The organism is Specibacter sp. RAF43 (genome assembly GCF_052114065.1).
Classification (GTDB): domain Bacteria; phylum Actinomycetota; class Actinomycetes; order Actinomycetales; family Micrococcaceae; genus Specibacter.
The window spans coordinates 1-18,962 of sequence record NZ_JBFREA010000042.1 but is presented as its reverse complement, the minus strand read 5'-3'; the positions used below and the strand labels follow the sequence as shown (position 1 = coordinate 18,962).

At 69.2% G+C, this 18,962-nt stretch carries 17 protein-coding genes; 14 read left to right on the top strand and 3 right to left on the bottom strand.

The genetic code is table 11. From position 1 onward, the window contains the following. Positions 1 to 222: 222 nt before the first annotated feature. Complete coding sequence (locus AB4Y80_RS16275; RefSeq protein WP_442215384.1) at positions 223 to 1,197, bottom strand: quinone oxidoreductase family protein; 975 nt, start codon at positions 1,195 to 1,197, stop codon at positions 223 to 225. Positions 1,198 to 1,347: 150 nt separating this feature from the next. Between AB4Y80_RS16275 and argC the strand changes: the two genes are divergently transcribed. From argC to AB4Y80_RS16230, 9 genes are all read left to right on the top strand, one after another. After that, on the top strand, positions 1,348 to 2,418 hold the full coding sequence (argC, locus tag AB4Y80_RS16270; RefSeq protein ID WP_442215383.1) for an N-acetyl-gamma-glutamyl-phosphate reductase: 1,071 nt from the start codon (positions 1,348 to 1,350) through the stop codon (positions 2,416 to 2,418). Further along, positions 2,415 to 3,584, top strand: a complete 1,170-nt coding sequence (argJ, locus tag AB4Y80_RS16265; protein WP_442215382.1) for a bifunctional glutamate N-acetyltransferase/amino-acid acetyltransferase ArgJ — start codon at positions 2,415 to 2,417, stop codon at positions 3,582 to 3,584. Before argC ends, argJ begins: the two co-directional genes overlap by 4 nt. A gap of 77 nt (positions 3,585 to 3,661) precedes the next feature. Beyond that, positions 3,662 to 4,561 carry an acetylglutamate kinase gene (gene argB / locus AB4Y80_RS16260; protein ID WP_442215381.1) on the top strand — a complete coding sequence of 300 codons (900 nt, stop codon included), beginning with the start codon at positions 3,662 to 3,664 and terminating at the stop codon, positions 4,559 to 4,561. After that, complete coding sequence (locus AB4Y80_RS16255) at positions 4,558 to 5,880, top strand: acetylornithine transaminase (protein ID WP_442215380.1); 1,323 nt, start codon at positions 4,558 to 4,560, stop codon at positions 5,878 to 5,880. The genes argB and AB4Y80_RS16255 overlap by 4 nt, the downstream gene beginning before the upstream one ends. Continuing rightward, a complete protein-coding gene (gene argF, locus AB4Y80_RS16250; RefSeq protein ID WP_442215379.1) occupies positions 5,877 to 6,878 on the top strand; it encodes an ornithine carbamoyltransferase in 1,002 nt (333 codons plus the stop codon). Before AB4Y80_RS16255 ends, argF begins: the two co-directional genes overlap by 4 nt. Next, a complete protein-coding gene (locus AB4Y80_RS16245; protein WP_442215378.1) occupies positions 6,875 to 7,411 on the top strand; it encodes an arginine repressor in 537 nt (178 codons plus the stop codon). The genes argF and AB4Y80_RS16245 overlap by 4 nt, the downstream gene beginning before the upstream one ends. Before the next feature lie 124 nt (positions 7,412 to 7,535). Further along, positions 7,536 to 8,741: an argininosuccinate synthase gene (locus AB4Y80_RS16240; RefSeq protein ID WP_442215377.1), complete on the top strand. Its 1,206-nt coding sequence runs from the start codon at positions 7,536 to 7,538 to the stop codon at positions 8,739 to 8,741. A 6-nt stretch (positions 8,742 to 8,747) separates the two neighbouring features. Beyond that, positions 8,748 to 10,169, top strand: coding sequence for an argininosuccinate lyase (argH, locus tag AB4Y80_RS16235; protein ID WP_442215376.1), 1,422 nt, complete (start codon positions 8,748 to 8,750; stop codon positions 10,167 to 10,169). An 82-nt stretch (positions 10,170 to 10,251) separates the two neighbouring features. Beyond that, positions 10,252 to 10,983, top strand: coding sequence for a maleylpyruvate isomerase family mycothiol-dependent enzyme (locus tag AB4Y80_RS16230; protein ID WP_442215375.1), 732 nt, complete (start codon positions 10,252 to 10,254; stop codon positions 10,981 to 10,983). A gap of 96 nt (positions 10,984 to 11,079) precedes the next feature. On the opposite strand, the gene AB4Y80_RS16225 is transcribed toward AB4Y80_RS16230, so the two are convergent. Next, positions 11,080 to 11,967: a DNA-3-methyladenine glycosylase family protein gene (locus AB4Y80_RS16225; protein ID WP_442215374.1), complete on the bottom strand. Its 888-nt coding sequence runs from the start codon at positions 11,965 to 11,967 to the stop codon at positions 11,080 to 11,082. A 77-nt stretch (positions 11,968 to 12,044) separates the two neighbouring features. On the opposite strand from AB4Y80_RS16225, the gene AB4Y80_RS16220 reads away from it, so the two are divergent. Together AB4Y80_RS16220 and AB4Y80_RS16215 are read left to right on the top strand one after the other, a co-directional pair. Then, entirely contained in the window at positions 12,045 to 12,671 is a 627-nt protein-coding gene (locus AB4Y80_RS16220) for an SRPBCC domain-containing protein (protein WP_442215373.1), read from the top strand. A 121-nt stretch (positions 12,672 to 12,792) separates the two neighbouring features. Beyond that, positions 12,793 to 13,461, top strand: coding sequence for a DNA-3-methyladenine glycosylase (locus tag AB4Y80_RS16215; protein WP_442215372.1), 669 nt, complete (start codon positions 12,793 to 12,795; stop codon positions 13,459 to 13,461). Here the strand turns inward: AB4Y80_RS16215 and AB4Y80_RS16210 are convergent. After that, a complete protein-coding gene (locus tag AB4Y80_RS16210) occupies positions 13,400 to 14,059 on the bottom strand; it encodes a GNAT family N-acetyltransferase (RefSeq protein WP_442215371.1) in 660 nt (219 codons plus the stop codon). The genes AB4Y80_RS16215 and AB4Y80_RS16210 overlap by 62 nt on opposite strands. A gap of 149 nt (positions 14,060 to 14,208) precedes the next feature. Between AB4Y80_RS16210 and AB4Y80_RS16205 the strand changes: the two genes are divergently transcribed. The 3 genes from AB4Y80_RS16205 (at position 14,209) to tyrS (ending at position 18,465) form a co-directional block, all read left to right on the top strand. Next, positions 14,209 to 14,712 carry an adenine phosphoribosyltransferase gene (locus tag AB4Y80_RS16205; protein WP_442215385.1) on the top strand — a complete coding sequence of 168 codons (504 nt, stop codon included), beginning with the start codon at positions 14,209 to 14,211 and terminating at the stop codon, positions 14,710 to 14,712. Between the two features lie 85 nt (positions 14,713 to 14,797). Continuing rightward, the gene (locus AB4Y80_RS16200) at positions 14,798 to 17,065 is read left to right on the top strand and encodes a HelD family protein (RefSeq protein ID WP_442215370.1); all 2,268 of its coding nucleotides are present in this window, start codon (positions 14,798 to 14,800) and stop codon (positions 17,063 to 17,065) included. A gap of 89 nt (positions 17,066 to 17,154) precedes the next feature. Further along, positions 17,155 to 18,465, top strand: a complete 1,311-nt coding sequence (gene tyrS / locus AB4Y80_RS16195) for a tyrosine--tRNA ligase (RefSeq protein ID WP_442215369.1) — start codon at positions 17,155 to 17,157, stop codon at positions 18,463 to 18,465. Positions 18,466 to 18,962 lie beyond the last annotated feature (497 nt).

Sequence of the window (18,962 nt, the reverse complement as noted above, 5' to 3'; positions counted from 1 at the left end):
GCCGGCAACCAATCCCGGATATCCGGGGGCAAAAGGAACGGCGTCTCACGATCAACACGGCGATAATCTCGGGCCATGCTCCATTCTTAAACACCACCCACAACAAAACCGGCACCGCCACACCCAAAAAGCAACAGGCTCAAATCCGGGGTTTTTCGACATCTATTGCGGGCCACTTCTCCGTGGGCCGGCGTTGTGGGCCGGCGTTGTGGGGTCCGGGGCCTACGGCTCCAGGATGACCTTGCCGGTTGTGCGGCGGCCCTGGAGCGCGGCGTGCGCCGCGGCGGCCTCCGCCAGCGGGAAGCGGGCGCCGATGCGGGCGGTGAGCTGGCCGCTCGCGACGGCGTTGAACACCTCGGACGAGCGCCAGCGGCGTTCGGTGACGTTGCGCAGGTGGTGCTTCAGCGTGGGCCGGGTGATGAACAGCGAGCCGCCGTCATTGAGGCGCTGCAGGTCGAACAGGGGAGCCTGGCCGGAGGCCCCGCCAAAGAGCACCATGGTGCCCCGGATGCGCAGCGACGCCAGGGAGCCGTCAAAGGTGTCCTTGCCGACGCCGTCGTACACCACATCCACGCCGTTGCCGTCGGTGAGCTCGCGCACGGCCTCCGCGAACCCCCCGTAGCGCAGGACCTCATCGGCGCCGGCCACCCGGGACAGCTCCTCCTTCTCGTCCGTGCTGACCGTGCTGATCACGCGGGCTCCGCGCTCCTTGAGCATCTGGGTCAGCAGCAGCCCCACCCCACCTGCGCCGGCATGCACCAGCACGGTCTGGCCGGGCTCCACATGGAAGGTGGAATTCATCAGGTAATGCGCCGTCATGCCCTGCAGCGGGAGGGCGGCGGCGACGTCCAGCGGGACGCCCGCCGGCACGGGCAGGGCCATGTCCGCGCCCACAATGGCGTACTCCGCGTAGCAGCCAACGCCCTCGGCCGTGGCCACGCGGTCGCCCACGGCGAAGGTCTCCACGCCCTCGCCCACCGCCACGACGGTCCCGGCGGCCTCGGCTCCCGGGGTGAACGGAAACCGCACCGGGTAGATGCCCTCGCGCTGGTACGTCTCAATGAAGTTCACTCCCACGGCGGCCACCTTGATCAGCAGCTCGCCGCGGCCCGCCACGGGAATGGGCACCTCCCGCAGGACGAGGACCTCTGGCCCGCCGGTAGTTTCGGTGACGATGGCGCGGCATTGCGAGGTCATGGTGTTCTCCACTTCGTTGGGATTATTCTGGCTGCAGGGGAGCGGGCGGGCCCGGCTCCTACTCACATCATAGGACCGGGGATTCCCGGGCCCCACGAATGACTGCATAAATATCGGGTGCCATGAATAATATTGCTGTATAGTCGAGTTATGACAATTTCTGTAGCCGTCTCCGGGGCCAGCGGATACGCCGGGGGAGAGGTGCTGCGCCTGCTGGCCGGCCACCCCGACGTGACGATCGGCGCCATCACCGCCCACAGCAATGCCGGGGCTCGCCTGGGCGAGCTGCAGCCGCACCTGCACGCGCTGGCGGACCGGCTGCTGGAGGAAACGACGGTGGAAAACCTGGCCGGGCACGACGTCGTGTTCCTGGCCCTGCCACACGGCGCCTCCGCGGACCTTGCCGCCCGGCTGCCCGCCGAGACCCTGGTGATCGACGCCGGCGCCGACCACCGGCTGGAGGACTCCGCGGCGTGGGAGAAGTTCTACGGCTCCCCGCACGCGGGCACCTGGCCCTACGGCCTGCCGGAGCTGCCCGGCGCAAGGGACAAGCTGGCCAACGCCAAGCGCATCGCCGTGCCCGGCTGCTACCCGACCAGCTCGCTGCTGGCCCTGCTGCCCGGCTTTTCCGGCGGCGCCCTGCTGCCCGACGACGTCGTGATCGTCGCCGCCTCGGGCACCTCCGGCGCGGGCAAGGCGGCGAAGGTGAACCTGATCGGCTCCGAGGTCATGGGGTCCATGAGCCCGTACGGCGTCGGCGGCGGGCACCGCCACACCCCGGAAATCGAGCAGGGCCTCGCCAACGCCTCCGGCCTGGACGTGAAGGTGTCCTTCACCCCCACGCTGGCCCCCATGAGCCGCGGCATCCTGACCACGGCTACGGCCAAGGTCGCCCCGGACCTCATCGCCCGCGCCGCCGGAGGCCCTGCCGGTACAGAAGACGTGGCCGCGGCGCTGCGCCGGATCTGGGTCGACGCCTACGCCGACGAACCCTTTGTGCACGTCCTTCCCGAGGGCAGCTGGCCGTCCACCAAGTCGGTGCTCGGCTCCAACTATGTGTCCTTGCAGCTCGCCTACGACCCCCGCGTGGGCCGGGTCATCGTCTGCTGCGCCATCGACAACCTCACCAAGGGCACGGCCGGCGGCGCGGTACAGTCCATGAACATCGCCCTGGGCCTGGCCGAAGCCACCGGGCTCACCATCCAAGGAGTAGCACCATGAGCGTGACATCTGCACTGGGATTCCGCGCCGCCGGCGTCACGGCGGGACTGAAGGCCTCCGGCAACCCCGATCTGGCGATCGTCGTCAACGACGGCCCGCTGCACACCGCCGCCGCCGTCTTCACCGGCAACCGCGTGGCCGCCGCCCCCGTCCACTGGTCCCGGCAGGTCCTCGGCGACGGCCGGGTGGACGCCGTCGTGCTCAATTCCGGCGGCGCCAACGCCTGCACCGGCCCGGAGGGCTTCCAAAACACGCACACCACCGCCGAAAAGGCCGCCGACGTGCTGGGGCTCTCCGCCACCGATGTGGCCATCTGCTCCACCGGGCTGATCGGCGAGCAGCTGCCCATGGACAAGATCCTGCCCGGCGTCGAGTCCGCCGCCCGGGCCTTGTCCGAGGACGGCGGGACTGCCGCGGCCGCAGCGATCATGACCACCGACACCGTCCGCAAGGAAGCCTCCTGGACGTCTGCGCCCGACGAAGCCGGCGCCACCTACACGATCGGCGGCATGGCCAAGGGCGCCGGAATGCTGGCCCCCGGACTCGCCACCATGCTGGTGGTCCTCACCACCGACGCCACGGTCGAGGCCGAGGGGCTCGACGCCGCCCTCGGCGACGCCGTTAAGGTCACCTTCAACCGGACCGACTCCGACGGCTGCATGTCCACCAACGACACCGTGCTGCTGATGGCCTCCGGCGCCTCCGGCGTCCTTCCCGACATCGAGGACTTCACCGCCGGGCTCACCCACGTCTGCACGACCCTGGCCCGCGGCCTCATCGCCGACGCCGAGGGCGCCGGCCACGACATCGCCGTCACCACCGTCAATGCCGACAGCGAGCGCGACGCCGAAGTGGTCTCCCGGGCCGTGGCCCGCTCGAACCTGTTCAAGACCGCCATCGCCGGCAACGACCCCAACTGGGGCCGGGTCCTGGCCTCGGTCGGCACCACCGACGCCGTTTTTGACCCGAACGAGATCAACGTCAGCATCAACGGCGTCCAGCTTTGCCGCAAGGGCGGGATCGGGGACTCGCGCGAGCTGGTGAACCTTGAGCCGCGCGAGGTCTCGGTCGAAATCGACCTGCGCGCCGGCGACGCCTCGGCCACCATCTGGACCAATGACCTCACGCATGCGTACGTCGAGGAAAACAGCGCCTACTCCTCGTAGTCCCGGCGCGGCGCCACACGCGGCGTCGCAAAACAAGGCGTTGCAAACAACCAGAACAAGAACCTGAGGAAGACATGATGGACTCGGTGGAAACCGCGCAGGGCAAGGCGGCGTCGCTGATTGAGGCGCTGCCGTGGATTCAGCAGTTCGCCGGGACCGTGGTGGTGATCAAGTACGGCGGCAATGCCATGATCAACGATGACCTCCGACGCGCCTTTGCCGAGGACATCGTCTTCATGCACCACGTGGGCATCAAGCCGGTGGTGGTGCACGGCGGGGGACCGCAGATCAATTCGATGCTCAAGCGCCTGGACATTGCCTCCGAGTTCAAGGGCGGCCTGCGGGTCACCACGCCGGAGGCCATGGACGTGGTCCGCATGGTGCTGACCGGGCAGGTGGGACGCGAACTGGTCGGCCTGATCAACTCGCACGGCCCGTACGCGGTCGGGCTCTCCGGGGAGGACGGGGCCCTGCTGCAGGCCGAACGCACGGGGACCGTCGTCAACGGGCTGCCCGTGGACCTGGGCCTGGTGGGCGAGGTGGTCGGCGTGAACCCCGGCGCCATCTTGGACCTGCTGGAGGCCGGGCGCATCCCCGTCATTTCCACCGTGGCCCCCGAGGTCGGGGACGCCTCCACGGTCCTGAACGTCAACGCCGACACGGCCGCCGCCGCCCTGGCCGTGGCCCTGGAGGCGTCGCGACTGGTCATCCTGACCGACGTCGAGGGACTCTACGCCAACTGGCCGGATCGGTCATCGCTGCTCTCCTCCCTGGGCTCGAGGCAGCTGCGGGCCATGCTGCCCACGCTGGAGTCGGGCATGATCCCCAAGATGGGGGCCTGCCTGAGCGCGGTCGACGGCGGCGTGGCCCGCGCCGCCGTCGTCGACGGCCGCAGCGCCCATTCGGTGCTGCTGGAGCTGATGACAGTCGAGGGCAACGGCACCCAAATATTTCCCGAGGAAGAGGATCCATCATGAGCAGCGGCACCCCCGACAACCAGGCCGGGCCGGCCCCGACGGCCGTCAGCGGGACGGCCACCGCCGCGGCCGTCACCGGCACCGGCACCGGCCAGCAGTGGCTGGCCCGCTACGGCGAATCGCTGTTGGGCGTGTTCGGCAGCCCGCAGCGCGTGCTGGTCCGCGGCGCCGGCTCGCTGGTCTGGGATGCCGACGGCAAGGAGTACCTGGACTTGCTCGGCGGGATCGCCGTCAATGCGCTGGGCCACGCCCACCCGTTCGTCACCTCCGTCATCTCCAGCCAGCTGGCGACGCTGGGCCACGTCTCCAACTTCTTTACCAGCCCCACCCAGATCGCCCTGGCCGAAAAGCTGCTGATGCTGTCCGCGGCCCCGGCCGGGTCGAAGGTGTTCTTCGCCAACTCCGGCACCGAGGCCAACGAGGCCGCGTTCAAGCTGGCGCGCGCCCACGGCAAGGCCAACAGCGTCCCGGGCGGCCCCGCCCGCACCACCATCCTGGCCTTGGAGGGCGCATTCCACGGCCGCACCATGGGCGCCCTGGCCCTGACCGCCAAACAGGCCTACCGGGAACCGTTCGAGCCCATGCCCGCCGGCGTGAAGCACCTGCCGTTCAACGACGTCGACGCCCTCCGCGCCGCCCTGGACGGCACCGTCGCCGCCCTGATCATCGAACCCATCCAGGGCGAGGCGGGGGTGCGCCCGCTCTCGCCCGAATACTTGCGGGCCGCCCGTGAGCTCACCACCCGGGCCGGGGCCCTGCTGATTCTCGATGAGGTCCAAACCGGCGTCGGCCGCACCGGGGACTGGTTTGCCGGGACCGCCGCCGGCATCACCCCGGACGCCATGACGCTGGCCAAGGGGCTGGGCGGCGGCTTCCCAATCGGCGCCCTGGTCACGTTTGGCGAGGCCCCCTCCCAGCTGTTGTCCGCCGGCCAGCACGGCACCACGTTCGGCGGGAACCCGGTGGCCACCGCCGCGGCCCTGGCCACCCTGCACGTCCTGGAGTCGCAGGACGTGCTGGCGAACGTGCGCACCGTCGGCGCCCTGCTGGCGGACGGGCTCGCCCGCACCGACGGCGTGACCGAGGTCCGGGCCTTTGGCCTGCTCATCGGATTCGACCTGGCCCAGCCGGTGGCCGCCGCCGTGGTCACGGCCGCTCTCGAGGCCGGGTTCATCATCAACGCCCCGCGCCCCAACACCATTCGTCTGGCCCCACCGCTGATTCTCACCGCCGGGCAGGCGGCCTCCTTCCTGGCCGCCCTGCCCGCGTTGATCGAACACGCATCCGCCCCGCAATCCGCCGAAGGAGCAATCTCATGACCCGGCACTTCCTGGTCGACACCGACCTGTCCCCGGCCGAACAGGCCGAGGTCTTGGCCCTGGCCGCCCGCCTGAAGAAGGCGCCCTATTCCAAGGGCACCTTCGCCGGGGACGGTGCCGGCCGCCAGACCGTTGCCGTCATCTTCGACAAGACCTCCACCCGGACCCGGGTCTCCTTCGCCACTGGCATCGCGGACCTGGGCGGCAGCGCGCTGATCATCAACCCCGGCGAGGCCCAGATCGGCCACAAGGAATCCGTCGCGGACACCGCCAGGGTGCTCGAGCGCATGGTCTCGACGATCGTCTGGCGCACCTACGACCAGGCCGGGCTTCAGGAGATGGCCGCCCACTCCGCCGTGCCCGTCATCAATGCCCTCTCCGACGACTACCATCCCTGCCAGCTGCTCGCGGATCTGTTGACCATCCAGGAGCACAAGGGCACCCTGGCCGGGCTGACCATGACCTACCTGGGGGACGGCGCCAACAACATGGCCAACTCCTACCTGCTGGCCGGGGCCACCGCGGGCATGCACGTGCGCATCGCCGGCCCCGAGGGCTACCTGCCGGCCGCCGCCGTGGTGGCCGCCGCGGCGGACCGGGCCACCTTGACCGGCGGCTCCGTGCTGGTCACCAGCGACGTTGACGCCGCGGTGCGCGGCGCCGACGTCCTGGTCACCGACACCTGGGTGTCCATGGGCCAGGAGGAGGAAAAGGCCCAGCGCCTGGAGCTCTTCAAGGACTACGCGCTTGACGACGCCGCCCTCGCCAAGGCGGACGCGGGTGCGATCGTGCTGCACTGCCTGCCCGCCTACCGCGGCTACGAGATTGCCGCCTCCGTGATCGACGGCCCGCAGTCCGTGGTGTGGGACGAGGCCGAGAACCGCCTGCACGCGCAAAAGGCGCTCATGGTGTGGCTCGTGGAGCAATCGGCGGCGGAGCAGGCCGGGCCCGACGGCGTCCCGGATGCCGCGGGCGCGGCGCCCGGCCGCCGGCCATGACCAAGACTCCCGCGTCCCCGGCCGGCATGCCCGCCACCAAGACGGCCCGCCAGGCCCGGGTGACGGCCCTGCTGACCAGCCGGGCCGTCCGCTCGCAGGCGGAACTGGCCGCGCTGCTGGCCGACGACGGCCTGGTGGTGGGGCAGGCCACCTTGTCCCGGGACCTGGTGGAACTGCGGGCCGTGCGCGTGCGCGGCGAGGACGGCGGCCTGATCTACGCCCTCCCGGGCGAGGGCGGGGATCGCAGCGTGCACTCCGTGTTTTCCCAGGAACTGCTGGACACCCGGCTGGTGCGGCTGTGCGGGGAACTGCTGGTCACGGCCGAGGCGTCGGGCAACATTGTGGTGTTGCGGACCCCGCCGGGCGCCGCGAACTTCCTGGCCCTGGCGATCGACCACTCGGTCATGCCCAGCATCCTGGGCACGATCGCGGGGGACGACACCGTCATGATCATCACCCGGGACCCGCTGGGCGGGGCCGACGCCGCCCAACGGTTCCTGGACTTCGCCGCCGAATCCGGCGCGGCCGGCTAGGGAACCCCGCCCCGGCCCCGGGGGAGCGCACCCCAAGTCCGTCGAAACCACATAATCTAGACCTAACACCACCGCCGCTCGCGCCGTTACGGCCGGGCGGACAACGCACTCGAGGAGAATGAACGTGACTGACCGCATTGTATTGGCCTACTCCGGTGGCCTTGACACCTCCGTCGCCATTGGCTGGATCGGTGAAGCCACCGGCGCCGAGGTGATCGCCGTCGCCGTCGACGTCGGACAGGGCGGGGAGTCGCTGGAGGACATCCGCCAGCGCGCCCTGGCCTGCGGCGCCGTGGAGGCCTACGTGGCCGACGCCCGCGACGAATTCGCCAACGAATACGCCATGCCCACGCTGAAGGCCAACGCCCTGTACCAGGGCCACTACCCCCTCGTGTCCGCGATCTCCCGGCCCGTGATCGTCAAGCACCTGGTGAAGGCCGCCCGCGAATTCGGCGCCACCACGGTCGCCCACGGCTGCACCGGCAAGGGCAACGACCAGGTCCGCTTCGAGGTCGGCATCCAGACCCTGGGCCCGGACCTGAAGTGCATCGCCCCGGTCCGTGACCTGGCCCTGACCCGGGACAAGGCCATCGCCTTCGCCGAGGCCAAGGGACTGCCGATCGAAACGACCAAGAAGAACCCGTACTCGATCGACCAGAACGTCTGGGGCCGGGCCGTGGAGACCGGCTACCTCGAGGACATCTGGAACGCCCCCACCAAGGACATCTACGACTACACGGCCACCCCGGAATTCCCGCCGGCCCCGGATGAGCTCATCATCTCCTTCGTCCAGGGCGTCCCGGTCGCGATCGACGGCGTCCCCGTCACCCCGCTGCAGGCCATCCAGCAGCTCAACCGCCGCGCCGGCGCCCAGGGCGTGGGCCGCATCGACGTCGTCGAGGACCGCCTGGTGGGCATCAAGAGCCGCGAAATCTACGAGGCCCCCGGCGCCATGGCGCTGATCACCGCGCACAAGCACCTCGAGGACATCACGATCGAGCGTGAGCAGGCCCGCTTCAAGGCCACCGTGGGCCAGCGCTGGAGCGAGCTGGTCTACGACGGCCAGTGGTTCTCCCCGCTGAAGCGCTCCCTGGATGCCTTCATCCAGGACACCCAGCAGCATGTCAGCGGCGACATCCGCATGACGCTTCACGGTGGCGCGGCGATCGTCACCGGCCGCCGCTCCGAGACCTCCCTGTACGACTTCGACCTGGCCACCTACGACACCGGCGACAAGTTCGACCAGTCCCAGGCCCGGGGCTTCATTGAACTGTGGGGCATGTCCTCCAAGGTGGCCTCCACCCGCGACCAGCGCGTCGCGGGGAAGTAGCACCCGGTGGCGCAGAAGAAGCCGACCAACGAAGGGGCGTTGTGGGGCGGCCGGTTCAAGGGCGGCCCGGCCGACGCCTTGGCCGCACTGAGCAAGTCCACCCACTTTGACTGGCGCCTGGCCCTGTATGACATCGCCGGGTCCAAGGCGCACGCCCGCGTCCTGCACACCGCGGGCCTGCTCGACGCCGCCGAACTGGACGGCATGCTCRCCGCCCTGACGGACCTGGAGACGGACGTGCGCTCCGGCGCRTACGGTCCGGCGGAGACCGACGAGGACGTGCACGGTTCCCTGGAGCGCGGGCTGATTGAGCGCGCCGGCCCGGACCTGGGCGGGCGGCTGCGCGCCGGACGCTCCCGCAACGACCAAATCGCCACGCTCGGGCGGATGTACCTGCGCGACCACGCCCGGATCATCGCCGGCGGCGTGCTTTCGGTCGTGGATGCCCTGGTGGGGCAGGCGAAGGCGCACCACGGCGTGGCCATGCCGGGCCGCACCCACCTCCAGCACGCCCAGCCGGTGCTGCTCAGCCACCACCTGCTGGCCCACGCCTGGGCGCTATTGCGCGACGTGCAGCGGCTGGTCGACTGGGACAAGCGGGCGGCCGTCTCGCCGTACGGTTCCGGCGCCCTCGCCGGCTCCTCGCTGGGCCTGGACCCGAACGCGGTGGCGGCGGAACTGGGCTTTGACTCGGCCGCGTGGAACTCCATTGACGGCACCGCCTCCCGGGACGTCTTTGCCGAGTTCGCCTGGGTGTCCGCCATGATCGGGGTGGACCTGTCGCGCATCTCCGAAGAGGTGATCCTGTGGGCCACGAAGGAGTTCTCCTTCGTCACCTTGGATGATGCCTACTCGACCGGTTCCTCGATCATGCCGCAGAAGAAGAACCCGGATGTGGCGGAACTGGCCCGCGGCAAGGCCGGGCGCCTGATCGGCGACCTGACCGGGCTGCTGGCCACGCTCAAGGGCCTGCCGCTGGCGTACAACCGGGATCTGCAGGAGGACAAGGAGCCGGTCTTTGACGCGTGCGACACCTTGGAACTGCTGCTGCCGGCCGTTTCGGGGATGATCGCGACGCTGGTGTTCAACACCGAACGCCTGGAGTCCCTCGCCCCGCAGGGCTTCGCCCTGGCCACGGACATCGCCGAGTGGCTGGTCCGCCAGGGCGTGCCGTTCCGGGAGGCCCACGAGCTCTCCGGCGCGGCCGTCAAGGTCGCCGAGGGGCGCGGGGTGGAGCTGTGGGACCTGACGGATGAGGAATACGCGGGCATTTCCGCGCACCTGACCCCGGCGGTGCGCAGCGTGCTGAGCACCAGCGGGTCCCTGAACAGTCGCAGCGGGCAGGGCGGTACCGCCCCGTCCGCCGTGCTGGCCCAACTCGCGGCCCTGGAGGGGCAGCTGGGTGAGGTGCGCGCCTTCCTGGCCTGACCGGCGTCGTGCCGGCACGGAAATGCCCATGTCCGCAACGGATGTGGGCATTTCCGTGCGCCGGGGCGGCTAGGCTGATGCCATGACTGAGATTTCTACCGCACAGCTGATGGATCGCCTCGGTGCCGCCGCCGACGCCCTGACCGGTAAATTGGCGCTCCTGAGCGACGCCGACGTCCGCGCCGCCACCGAGTTGCCCGGCTGGACGCGCGGGCACGTGCTGGCGCACGTGGCCAATGTTGCCGGCGCCGTGGCCCGGCAGGCGGAGTACACGGTGCGCGGGGAGTCCATCGAATTTTACGACGGCGGCCAGGGCGGCCGGACGCAGGCCATTGAGATGGCGGCCGGGCACGGAGCCCAGGAGCACCGGGCCGCCGTCGACGCCGCCCTCGCCCGGGCGCTGACCGTGCTGGGCGGGCTGAGCCAGGAGCAGTGGCGGCTGCCCATCAACTATCGCAACGGCGTTGTCTACGACGGGGCGCTGGCGCTGTGGCGGGAGCTGGTCATCCACCTGTCCGACCTTGATCTGGGCCGCGGCCCGGAGACGTGGTCCCAGGAATTCTGCCTGTACCTGGTCGATTTCCTGGCGGCCCGGGTGCCGGCCGACACGCGGCTGAAGCTGCTGCCGCTGGCGCTGGCACCGATGACCGTCGGCGACGGCGACCATGCGGTGTCCATCTCCGGGATGCTCACGGACATCGCGGCGTGGCTGGCCGGGCGCACGCCCACGATGGGCAGCCTGCGAGCCGAGGCCGCCGCGGACTCCGTGGACCTGCCCGCGCTGCTGCCCTGGCCGTCGGCGCTGGCGAAGTAGCGCCCCCTAGGCGGCTGGCGCCGCGCCCGGACCCCGGAGGTCCTGCTGGAGCTCGGCGCGTTGGCGGGTTGGCTGTCGCCTCGCGCCGCGGTGCGGCTAGTTCCGGCCCCGTATTTCCCCGGCCGCCCGCCACAGGTGGAGGGTGGCGTAGGACCGCCACGGCCGCAGCGGCTCGGCCATGCGCGCCAGCTCAACGGCCCTGATCAGGCGCGCCTCGGCCGGAGAATCTCCGCGCAGCCGCCCATAGCCATTGCGCACCGCGGCATCCGTGGGCAGAAAGACGTCCCGGCTGGCCAGCACCCGCATGCTCACGTAGCCAACGGTCCACGGGCCGATCCCCGGCAGGGGCAGCAGCTTTGCCGCCAGCGATTCCGGCGTGTCCGCGGCGCCCACGGCCAAGGAGCCGTCGGTCAAGAGCCCGGCCACGCCCATGATGGCTTCGATCCGCCGCCGCGGGCCCCGCAGGATGGCCCGCCCGCCGGCGGCGATCTCGGCCGGCGACGGGAAGAAATGCGTCAGGGAGCCGTGCGTCAGGCGTGCCGGCGTGCTCAGGACAACCAGCTGGTTGAGGGCGGTGCGCGCCGCGGCCACCGTGATCTGCTGCCCGATCATCGCCCGGATCAGGATTTCGGCCGGGTCCACGCAGCCCGGCAGCCGGATCCCCGGCAGCGCGGCAACCCGCCCCGCCAGCATGGCATCGGCGGCCAGCGCCGCGTCCACCGCCAGCGGGTCGTGGTCCAGGTTGAACAGGTGCCGGACGCGGCGGAGCAGCTCGGGGGCATCCGCCGGATCCTCAACCTCGTGTTCTAGCACCAGCCGCGCCCCGTCCCACGCGACCGCGAACCAGCCGTGCCCGCCGGGCAGTGACAGCGTCCGTGCGTAGCGGGCGGGGCCGGCCTCCTCCACGCCGGCCACGGCACGAACCGCCAGGAATTCAAAGATTCCCGGCTCAAACGGGGGCGTAAATTCCAGTGCAACGGCCATGAATTCATCCTCCCACGCGGGCGCGCCGGTTCCTGGCCCTTCCGGCGCTGGCCTAGTCTGGCTACATGGAGGACATCATGGACGCCCTGGGCGTCATCACCCGAATCGTTAGAACCACCAAGCTCAACCACCAGGAAGCAACGCTGGTGCTGGTGCAGCAGGAATTTTCCGCCCCCGTCAGCGACGTCTGGTCCGCATGCACCGATCCACAACGCCTCGGCCAGTGGTTCCTGCCGGTCACCGGCGGCACCAAGGCGGGGGACAATTACGCGTTGGAGGGCAATGCCTCCGGGGAAATCCTCGAATGCAATGCGCCGCGCAACTTTCGCATTTCCTGGGTGTTTGGCGGCGGGCCGTATTCGGAGGTCGAGGTCCGGCTCATCCCGACCACCACCGACCGCACCCTCGTCGAGTTGGAACACACAACCGTCGTGGACCCCGCCATGATGGCAACCTTCGGTCCCGGCGCCGCCGGGGTCGGCTGGGACCTGACCCTGTTCGGGCTCGGCAGGCACCTGCGCGGCATCCCCACCGGCCCCGCCAGCCCGCACCCGCCGGAGGTGCTGAACCCGTTCGTCGCCGGCAGCAGCGACGCCTGGGCCGACGCCGCCATCGCCATGGGCGCCGAACCACGCCTGGCCCGGGACTCGGCGGTGCGCACCACCGCCTTCTATACCGGAGCGGCCGACGCCGGCACCTCCTAAGTGCCGGCCGCCACCTCGCGCCGTCCCGTCGAGCGTGCCCGTCGAGGTGACAGTAGCGGCGGGTGCGCGGCCCGGCCCAGGGCTCTCTTTCGGTGCCAGGGCGTGCTGCTAACGTGGAAATATGGGCAACCCGATCGACATGCTTGAACTGTTGGAGCAACCGGCCACCCTGGTGGGACCGTACCTGCTGGGCGCCCTTGTGCGCCATGAGAGTCCGGAGGGTCCCGTCGTCGTGCGCCTCACGGAGGTCGAGGCCTACCTGGGCCCGCAGGACTCACCGGACCCGGATCCCGGCGCCCACAGCTACCGGGGCAGGACCAACCGCAACGCCGTCATGTTCGGCCCGCCCGGCCGCCTCTACGTGTACTTCACCTACGGCATGCACTTTTGCGCGAACCTGGTGTGCCGTCCGGAGGGGACGTCCTCGGGCTGCCTCATGCGTGCCGGGGAGGTGGTGGAGGGCCTGGACCTGGCGAGGTCGCGCCGGCCCACGGCCAAGAAGGACACGGAACTCGCGCAGGGGCCCGCCCGGCTGACCAAGGCGCTCGGGCTGGGCCGGGAGCACAACGGCATCCCCGCGCTGGGCGGAGAGGTCACCGTGACGCTTCCGGCGGACCCCGTGCAGGGTGTGGTGATGCGGGGGCCGCGCGTGGGCATCAGCGGCCCGGGCGGCACCGCGGCCTATCCATGGCGGTTCTGGCTTGACGGCGAGCCCACCGTCTCGAAGTTCAAGCCGGGAGTGGTGCGTGGTCCGCGCCGGCCCAGGCAAGGTGTTGCGAGTATGCGATGAGCTCGGTCACCTCGGGCAGCAGATCCGCCGGGGTGAGACGCTGGACCAGACCCGAACGGGCCGGCGGCCATTCGTGCGCCAGGATGGAATAGACGCCCGTGTCCACACGGGAGTCGTCGTGGCCGCGGCGGTACCCGCGCAGCACCCCTTCGAAGGTGGCGCCCAGCTTCAGGATGGCGGCGGCACTGCGCACATTGCGGACGTCGCAGCGCAGCGCCACCCGGTGCACCAACAGCTCCTCAAAGGCGAAGGTGAGCAACGCCAGCTTGGAGGCGGCATTGACGTTTCGGCCCCAGTAGCGGCGCCCAAAAAACGTCATGCCCACTTCCACCCGGGACTGCTCCGGCACATAGTCGTACAAGCTCGTCGTGCCGGCCACCGTGGCGGTTTCCTCATCGATAACCGCAAAGGCGATCACGGCCGGATCCGCGATCCGGGCGGCAAACAGCCGCTCCAGGGCGCGCTTGGAGGAGGGCCGGTCCGAGGCCATGCCGGCCCACATGTCCGCATCGATGTAGGGGAACAAATCTGCCGCGTGACGACGCCGTAGCGGCACAAGCCGGACACCGTGCCCGGGGAGGAAAATGTTGTGTTGCACGAGAGAAAATATAAGCACCTTTTTGCCCGCCCGAAAACCCCGCCACGGGCTGCCTGTAGCGTGGAAGGGTGAATGAGACACTTGACGCCCCGATTGACCCCTCCGCGAGCACGGCCCAGACCCCCGAAAATCCGCGAGTTTCCGCGGTTATTGAGCGCTTGTGCGCCACCATTGCCGACTACCCGAGTACGGGAATTGTTTTCAAGGATTTAACCCCCGTTTTTGCCGACGGGCCGGCCCTGCGCGAGGTGGTGGATGCGCTGATCGCACCCTTCGCCGGGCAGTTCGACGCGGTGGCCGGGGTCGAGGCCCGCGGCTTCCTGCTCGCCGCGGCCGCCGCCTACGCCACGGGCACCGGCGTCATCACCATCCGCAAGGCCGGAAAACTGCCGCGCGCCGTCTTTTCCGAAAGCTACGCGCTCGAATATGGCAAGGCAACGCTGGAACTGCACCGTGACGACGTCCCGGCCGGCACGCGCGTGTTAATACTCGACGACGTCCTGGCCACCGGCGGGACGCTCGGCGCGGCCGCGAGACTGCTGGAACGCTCGGGCGCCCACGTGGCCGGCATCGGCGTCGTGCTGGAAATCGGTGCGCTGCCCGGACGGGAGAACCTCCCGGGCCACACGGTGGTTTCCCTGCTGGGCGTATAGCCGCCGGCACCGCCGCGGCCGGACCCCTCCACGCAGTGGACGGGTATAGAATGGACGGTCCGCCTTTTGCACGAGGGAGCCTTGCATGTACGACGCCGAACTGGCCCATGAACGAAGCTACGTTGAGGGGCTTTACGCACGCCTGGACGAGCTCCGCGCCGAAAAGACCGCCCAGCTGGCGGAGGTCCGCCGAACCAAGGCGATGGGCACGCACCAGAACAGGTCGGAGCGGGACTCCTTTGCGTCGATGTATGAAAACCGCCTGGCCCAGCTAAACGCCGTGGATGACCGGCTCGTGTTTGGCCGGCTGGACCTGGATTCGGGGGAGGAACGCTACATCGGGCGGATCGGGCTCTCCACCGAGGACCTGCGCCAGCTCATGGTCGACTGGCGCGCCCCGGAGGCGGGCACGTTCTACCAGGCCACCGCATTTGAACGGATGGGCGTGCGCCGGCGTCGCCACCTGATCCTGCACGGGCGCACGGTCAAGGCCGTCGAGGACGACGTCCTGGACCACACCATGCTGGTGGAGGGCGAGCACCTCCAGGGCGAGGGCGCGCTCCTGGCGGCCCTGAACACGAAGCGGACCGGGCGGATGTCCGACATCGTGGGCACCATCCAGTCCGAACAGGACCGCATCATCCGATCCCCGCTCAGCGGGGCGCTGGTGGTCCAGGGCGGCCCCGGCACGGGCAAGACCGCCGTGGCCCTGCACCGCGCCGCCTACCTGCTGTACACGCACCGGGAACGGCTCAAGTCCGCCGGCGTGCTGCTGGTGGGCCCCTCCAACGCCTTCATGAAATACATTGAGCGCGTGCTGCCGTCCCTCGGCGAGACCGGCGTGGTCATGGCCAGCGTCGGCCAGCTGCTGCCCGGCGTGAGCGCCAACGCCGTGGAAACCCCCGAAGTGGCCCGGCTCAAGGGCCGGATCGACATGGCCCAGGTCATCTTCGACGCCGTCGCGAACCGGCAGCGCCTGCCGCGCGGGGATGTCTCCTTGGACGTCGAGGGCACTCGCCTGGTGCTCACCGCCCGCCAGGTGCGCCGCGCCCGGGACAAGGCCCGGGCCACCGGCAAGCCGCACAACGAGGCCCGCGTGACGTTCGTGAAGATCCTGCTGCGCGAGCTGACGGACCAGCTGCGCGAACACATTGAGGCCGCCGGCGCGGGAAACACCGCCGACCGCTCCTACCTGGCCGACGACGTCCGCGGCTCACGGGATGTGCGCGTCATGCTCAACCTGTGCTGGATGCCCATGAGCTCCCAGAAGCTGGTCCGTGACATGTTCAGCAAGCCGGAAATACTCGCCGCCGTGGCCCCGCAGTTCACCGAGGCGCAGCGCGCCCTGCTGCTGCGCCCCGCCGACGCGCCCTGGACCGAATCCGACGTGCCGCTGCTCGATGAGGCCGCGGAACTGCTCGGGGAGCTGGACGCCACGGGCGGCCGCGCCCAGGCCGCGACCGACGCCCAGCGCAAGCGCGATCTGGCCAATGCGGAGAAGGCCATCGCCAACATGAACCAGCAAATGGAGGATTCCGGCGTGGACGGCATTCTCACGGCGGAGCAGCTGGCCGACCACAACGTCGTCCACGAGGCATCGCAGACCAACGCCGAACGCGCGCTGACCGACCGCGCCTGGGCGTACGGCCACGTGGTGGTCGATGAAGCCCAGGAGCTCTCGCCCATGCAGTGGCGGCTGTTGGTGCGCCGCTGCCCCGTGAAGTCGTTCACCATCGTCGGGGATATTGCCCAAACCAGCTCGGCGGCCGGCGCCACGTCCTGGAAGCAGGCCCTGACGCCGTTCATGGGCGACCGCTGGCAGCTTGAGGAACTAACGGTCAACTACCGCACGCCCGCCCAGATCGCCGAGGCGGCCGTGCGGATGGCCAACGCGGCCGGCCAGGTGGTCTCGGCACCCAAGGCCGTGCGCGACGGCGAGTGGGAACCGATCGTGGACCGTGTCGCGGCCGACGATGTGGTCGGCCAGGTGGCGGCCGTCATGGACGAGGAACTGGCTGCGGTGGCCGGGGGACTGGTGGCCGTGATCGCCCCGCCCGCGATGGTGGCCGAAACCACCGCCGCCCTGCGCGCCGTTTACGGCGCGCGTGTGGGCCACGGCGCGGGGTCGGTGGAACAGGACATCGTGGTCATTGACCCGCACGAGGCCAAGGGCCTGGAATTTGACGGCGTGGTGATCGTGGAACCGGGAGCGCTGCTGGCCGGGGCCGGCGGGCGCGTGGGCGATCTCTATGTCGCCATGACCCGGCCCACCCAGCGCCTGCGCCTGGTCACCTCCACACCCCTCCCGGAAGGTATCGAGTACCCGGCACCGGCCGGGCGGTCGGTCCGCTGACGCGCACCGCCGCCCTGCCGGTCCTCCGCGGCGGGAGGCAAGGGACGGGCGAATCGGAAGAACCGGCGTCGTGCTGGTAATTTTGGAGCGTGTCTTTGCAAACTGAACTCCGCGCCCCCGAGAACGATCCCAGCTTCGCCAATGTGTGGCAGGAGCTCAAGTGGCGGGGCCTGGTGCAGGTCTCCACCGACGAGGCGGCCCTCGAGGAGCTGCTGGCCGGTGCGCCCATCACCTACTATTGCGGGTTCGATCCCACCGCGCCCAGCCTGCACCTGGGCAATCTGGTCCAGCTGCTCACGATGCGCCGCATGCAGCTGGCCGGGCACAAGCCGCTGGGCCTGGTGGGCGGCTCGACGGGCCTGGTGGGGGACCCGCGGCCGACGGCGGAGCGGACCATGAACTCCAAGGAGACCGTTGCGGAGTGGGTGGGGTACCTCCAGGGCCAGGTCCAGCGCTTCCTGTCCTTTGACGGGGCCAATGCGGCCCGCATGGTCAACAACCTGGACTGGACCGCCCCGCTGAGCGCCATCGACTTCCTGCGCGAGATTGGCAAGTACTTCCGGGTCGGCACCATGATCAAGAAGGACATCGTGGCCTCGCGGCTGAATTCCGATGAAGGCATCAGCTACGCCGAATTCAGCTACCAGATCCTGCAGGGCCTGGACTACTTGGAGCTGTACCGCCAGTACGGCTGCGTGCTCCAGCAGGGGGGCTCGGACCAGTGGGGCAACCTGACCAGCGGCACCGACCTGATCCGCAAGGTCGAAGGCGCCTCCGTGCACGCGCTGGGCACGCCGCTGATCACCAATTCCGACGGCACCAAATTTGGCAAGAGCGAGGGTAACGCCATCTGGCTCGATGCCGCCATGTGCAGCCCGTTCGACATGTACCAGTTCTGGCTGAACACCTCCGACGCGGACGTCATTGACCGGCTCAAGGTCTTCACGTTCCTCACGCGTGAGGAAATTACCGCACTGGGCACGGCCGTGGCCGAGAAGCCGCAGGCCCGCGAGGCCCAGCGGACCCTGGCATTCCAGGTCACGTCCCTGGTGCATGGCGTGGAGGCCACCCTTAAGGTGATCGCCGCCTCCGCGGCCCTGTTTGGCCAGGGTGAGCTGTCCGAACTCGATCTGGACACCCTTCAGGCGGCCACCCGGGAATTGCCGCGGGCCTCCGCGCCGGCCGCAGGGGTGACCATCGTGGAGCTGCTGGTGACCTCCGGGCTGGCGGCCAGCAATTCCGCCGCCCGGCGCACGGTGGGCGAGGGCGGGGCCTACGTGAACAACGTCAAGGTCACCGATCCCGACGCCGTGCTGGACGGCTCCGCGGCCCTGCACGGCAAGTACCTGTTGGTCCGCCGCGGCAAACGCACGCTGTCCATGGTGGAACTGGCGGCCTAGACCCTCCCGACTTGCGCTGGGGGCCTTCAGTTGTGTAGTCTTCTAGCTGTCGCCTGCACAAGGTTGAGCCACTTCGTTTCGAAGCAGTGCTTACATTTCTTGCAGGAAACCAAACCTAACAAGTCTTGCGATTACAACCGACGCTTAAAGTCGGCGAAAATCGTTCGAAACTACAGGTTTGCCGAATTTATCAAGTGACCAGCCGCACATAATGCGGATTGGACAAAATGAATTCAAATGAAATAACATGGAAACATCGCAACGACGAAAACTAAATGAGCAATCATTTAGGAATTACTCGGATTGCAGTTGTTGTTTGAGAACTCAATAGTGTGCCAAGTTTTATTGATACCAATTGTTTKTTGATTGGTTATTGGATCGTCTGCTGCCGCCCCTGTGGTGGTGGATGGTTTTTTAGCTGGTTTCGAATTTAGTGCATCATGGCGTCGCCTTTTTCCGGTGTGTTGTGGTGGTGTGTCTGTTTGTTTTTATTAACG

Bases quoted from the DNA above. Each gene is read 5' to 3' on its own strand.
- AB4Y80_RS16275 (WP_442215384.1), bottom strand. From the start codon at position 1,197: ATGACCTCGCAATGCCGCGCCATCGTCACCGAAACTACCGGCGGGCCA.
- argC (WP_442215383.1), top strand. From the start codon at position 1,348: ATGACAATTTCTGTAGCCGTCTCCGGGGCCAGCGGATACGCCGGGGGA.
- argJ (WP_442215382.1), top strand. From the start codon at position 2,415: ATGAGCGTGACATCTGCACTGGGATTCCGCGCCGCCGGCGTCACGGCG.
- argB (WP_442215381.1), top strand. From the start codon at position 3,662: ATGGACTCGGTGGAAACCGCGCAGGGCAAGGCGGCGTCGCTGATTGAG.
- AB4Y80_RS16255 (WP_442215380.1), top strand. From the start codon at position 4,558: ATGAGCAGCGGCACCCCCGACAACCAGGCCGGGCCGGCCCCGACGGCC.
- argF (WP_442215379.1), top strand. From the start codon at position 5,877: ATGACCCGGCACTTCCTGGTCGACACCGACCTGTCCCCGGCCGAACAG.
- AB4Y80_RS16245 (WP_442215378.1), top strand. From the start codon at position 6,875: ATGACCAAGACTCCCGCGTCCCCGGCCGGCATGCCCGCCACCAAGACG.
- AB4Y80_RS16230 (WP_442215375.1), top strand. From the start codon at position 10,252: ATGACTGAGATTTCTACCGCACAGCTGATGGATCGCCTCGGTGCCGCC.
- AB4Y80_RS16225 (WP_442215374.1), bottom strand. From the start codon at position 11,967: ATGGCCGTTGCACTGGAATTTACGCCCCCGTTTGAGCCGGGAATCTTT.
- AB4Y80_RS16220 (WP_442215373.1), top strand. From the start codon at position 12,045: ATGGACGCCCTGGGCGTCATCACCCGAATCGTTAGAACCACCAAGCTC.
- AB4Y80_RS16215 (WP_442215372.1), top strand. From the start codon at position 12,793: ATGGGCAACCCGATCGACATGCTTGAACTGTTGGAGCAACCGGCCACC.
- AB4Y80_RS16200 (WP_442215370.1), top strand. From the start codon at position 14,798: ATGTACGACGCCGAACTGGCCCATGAACGAAGCTACGTTGAGGGGCTT.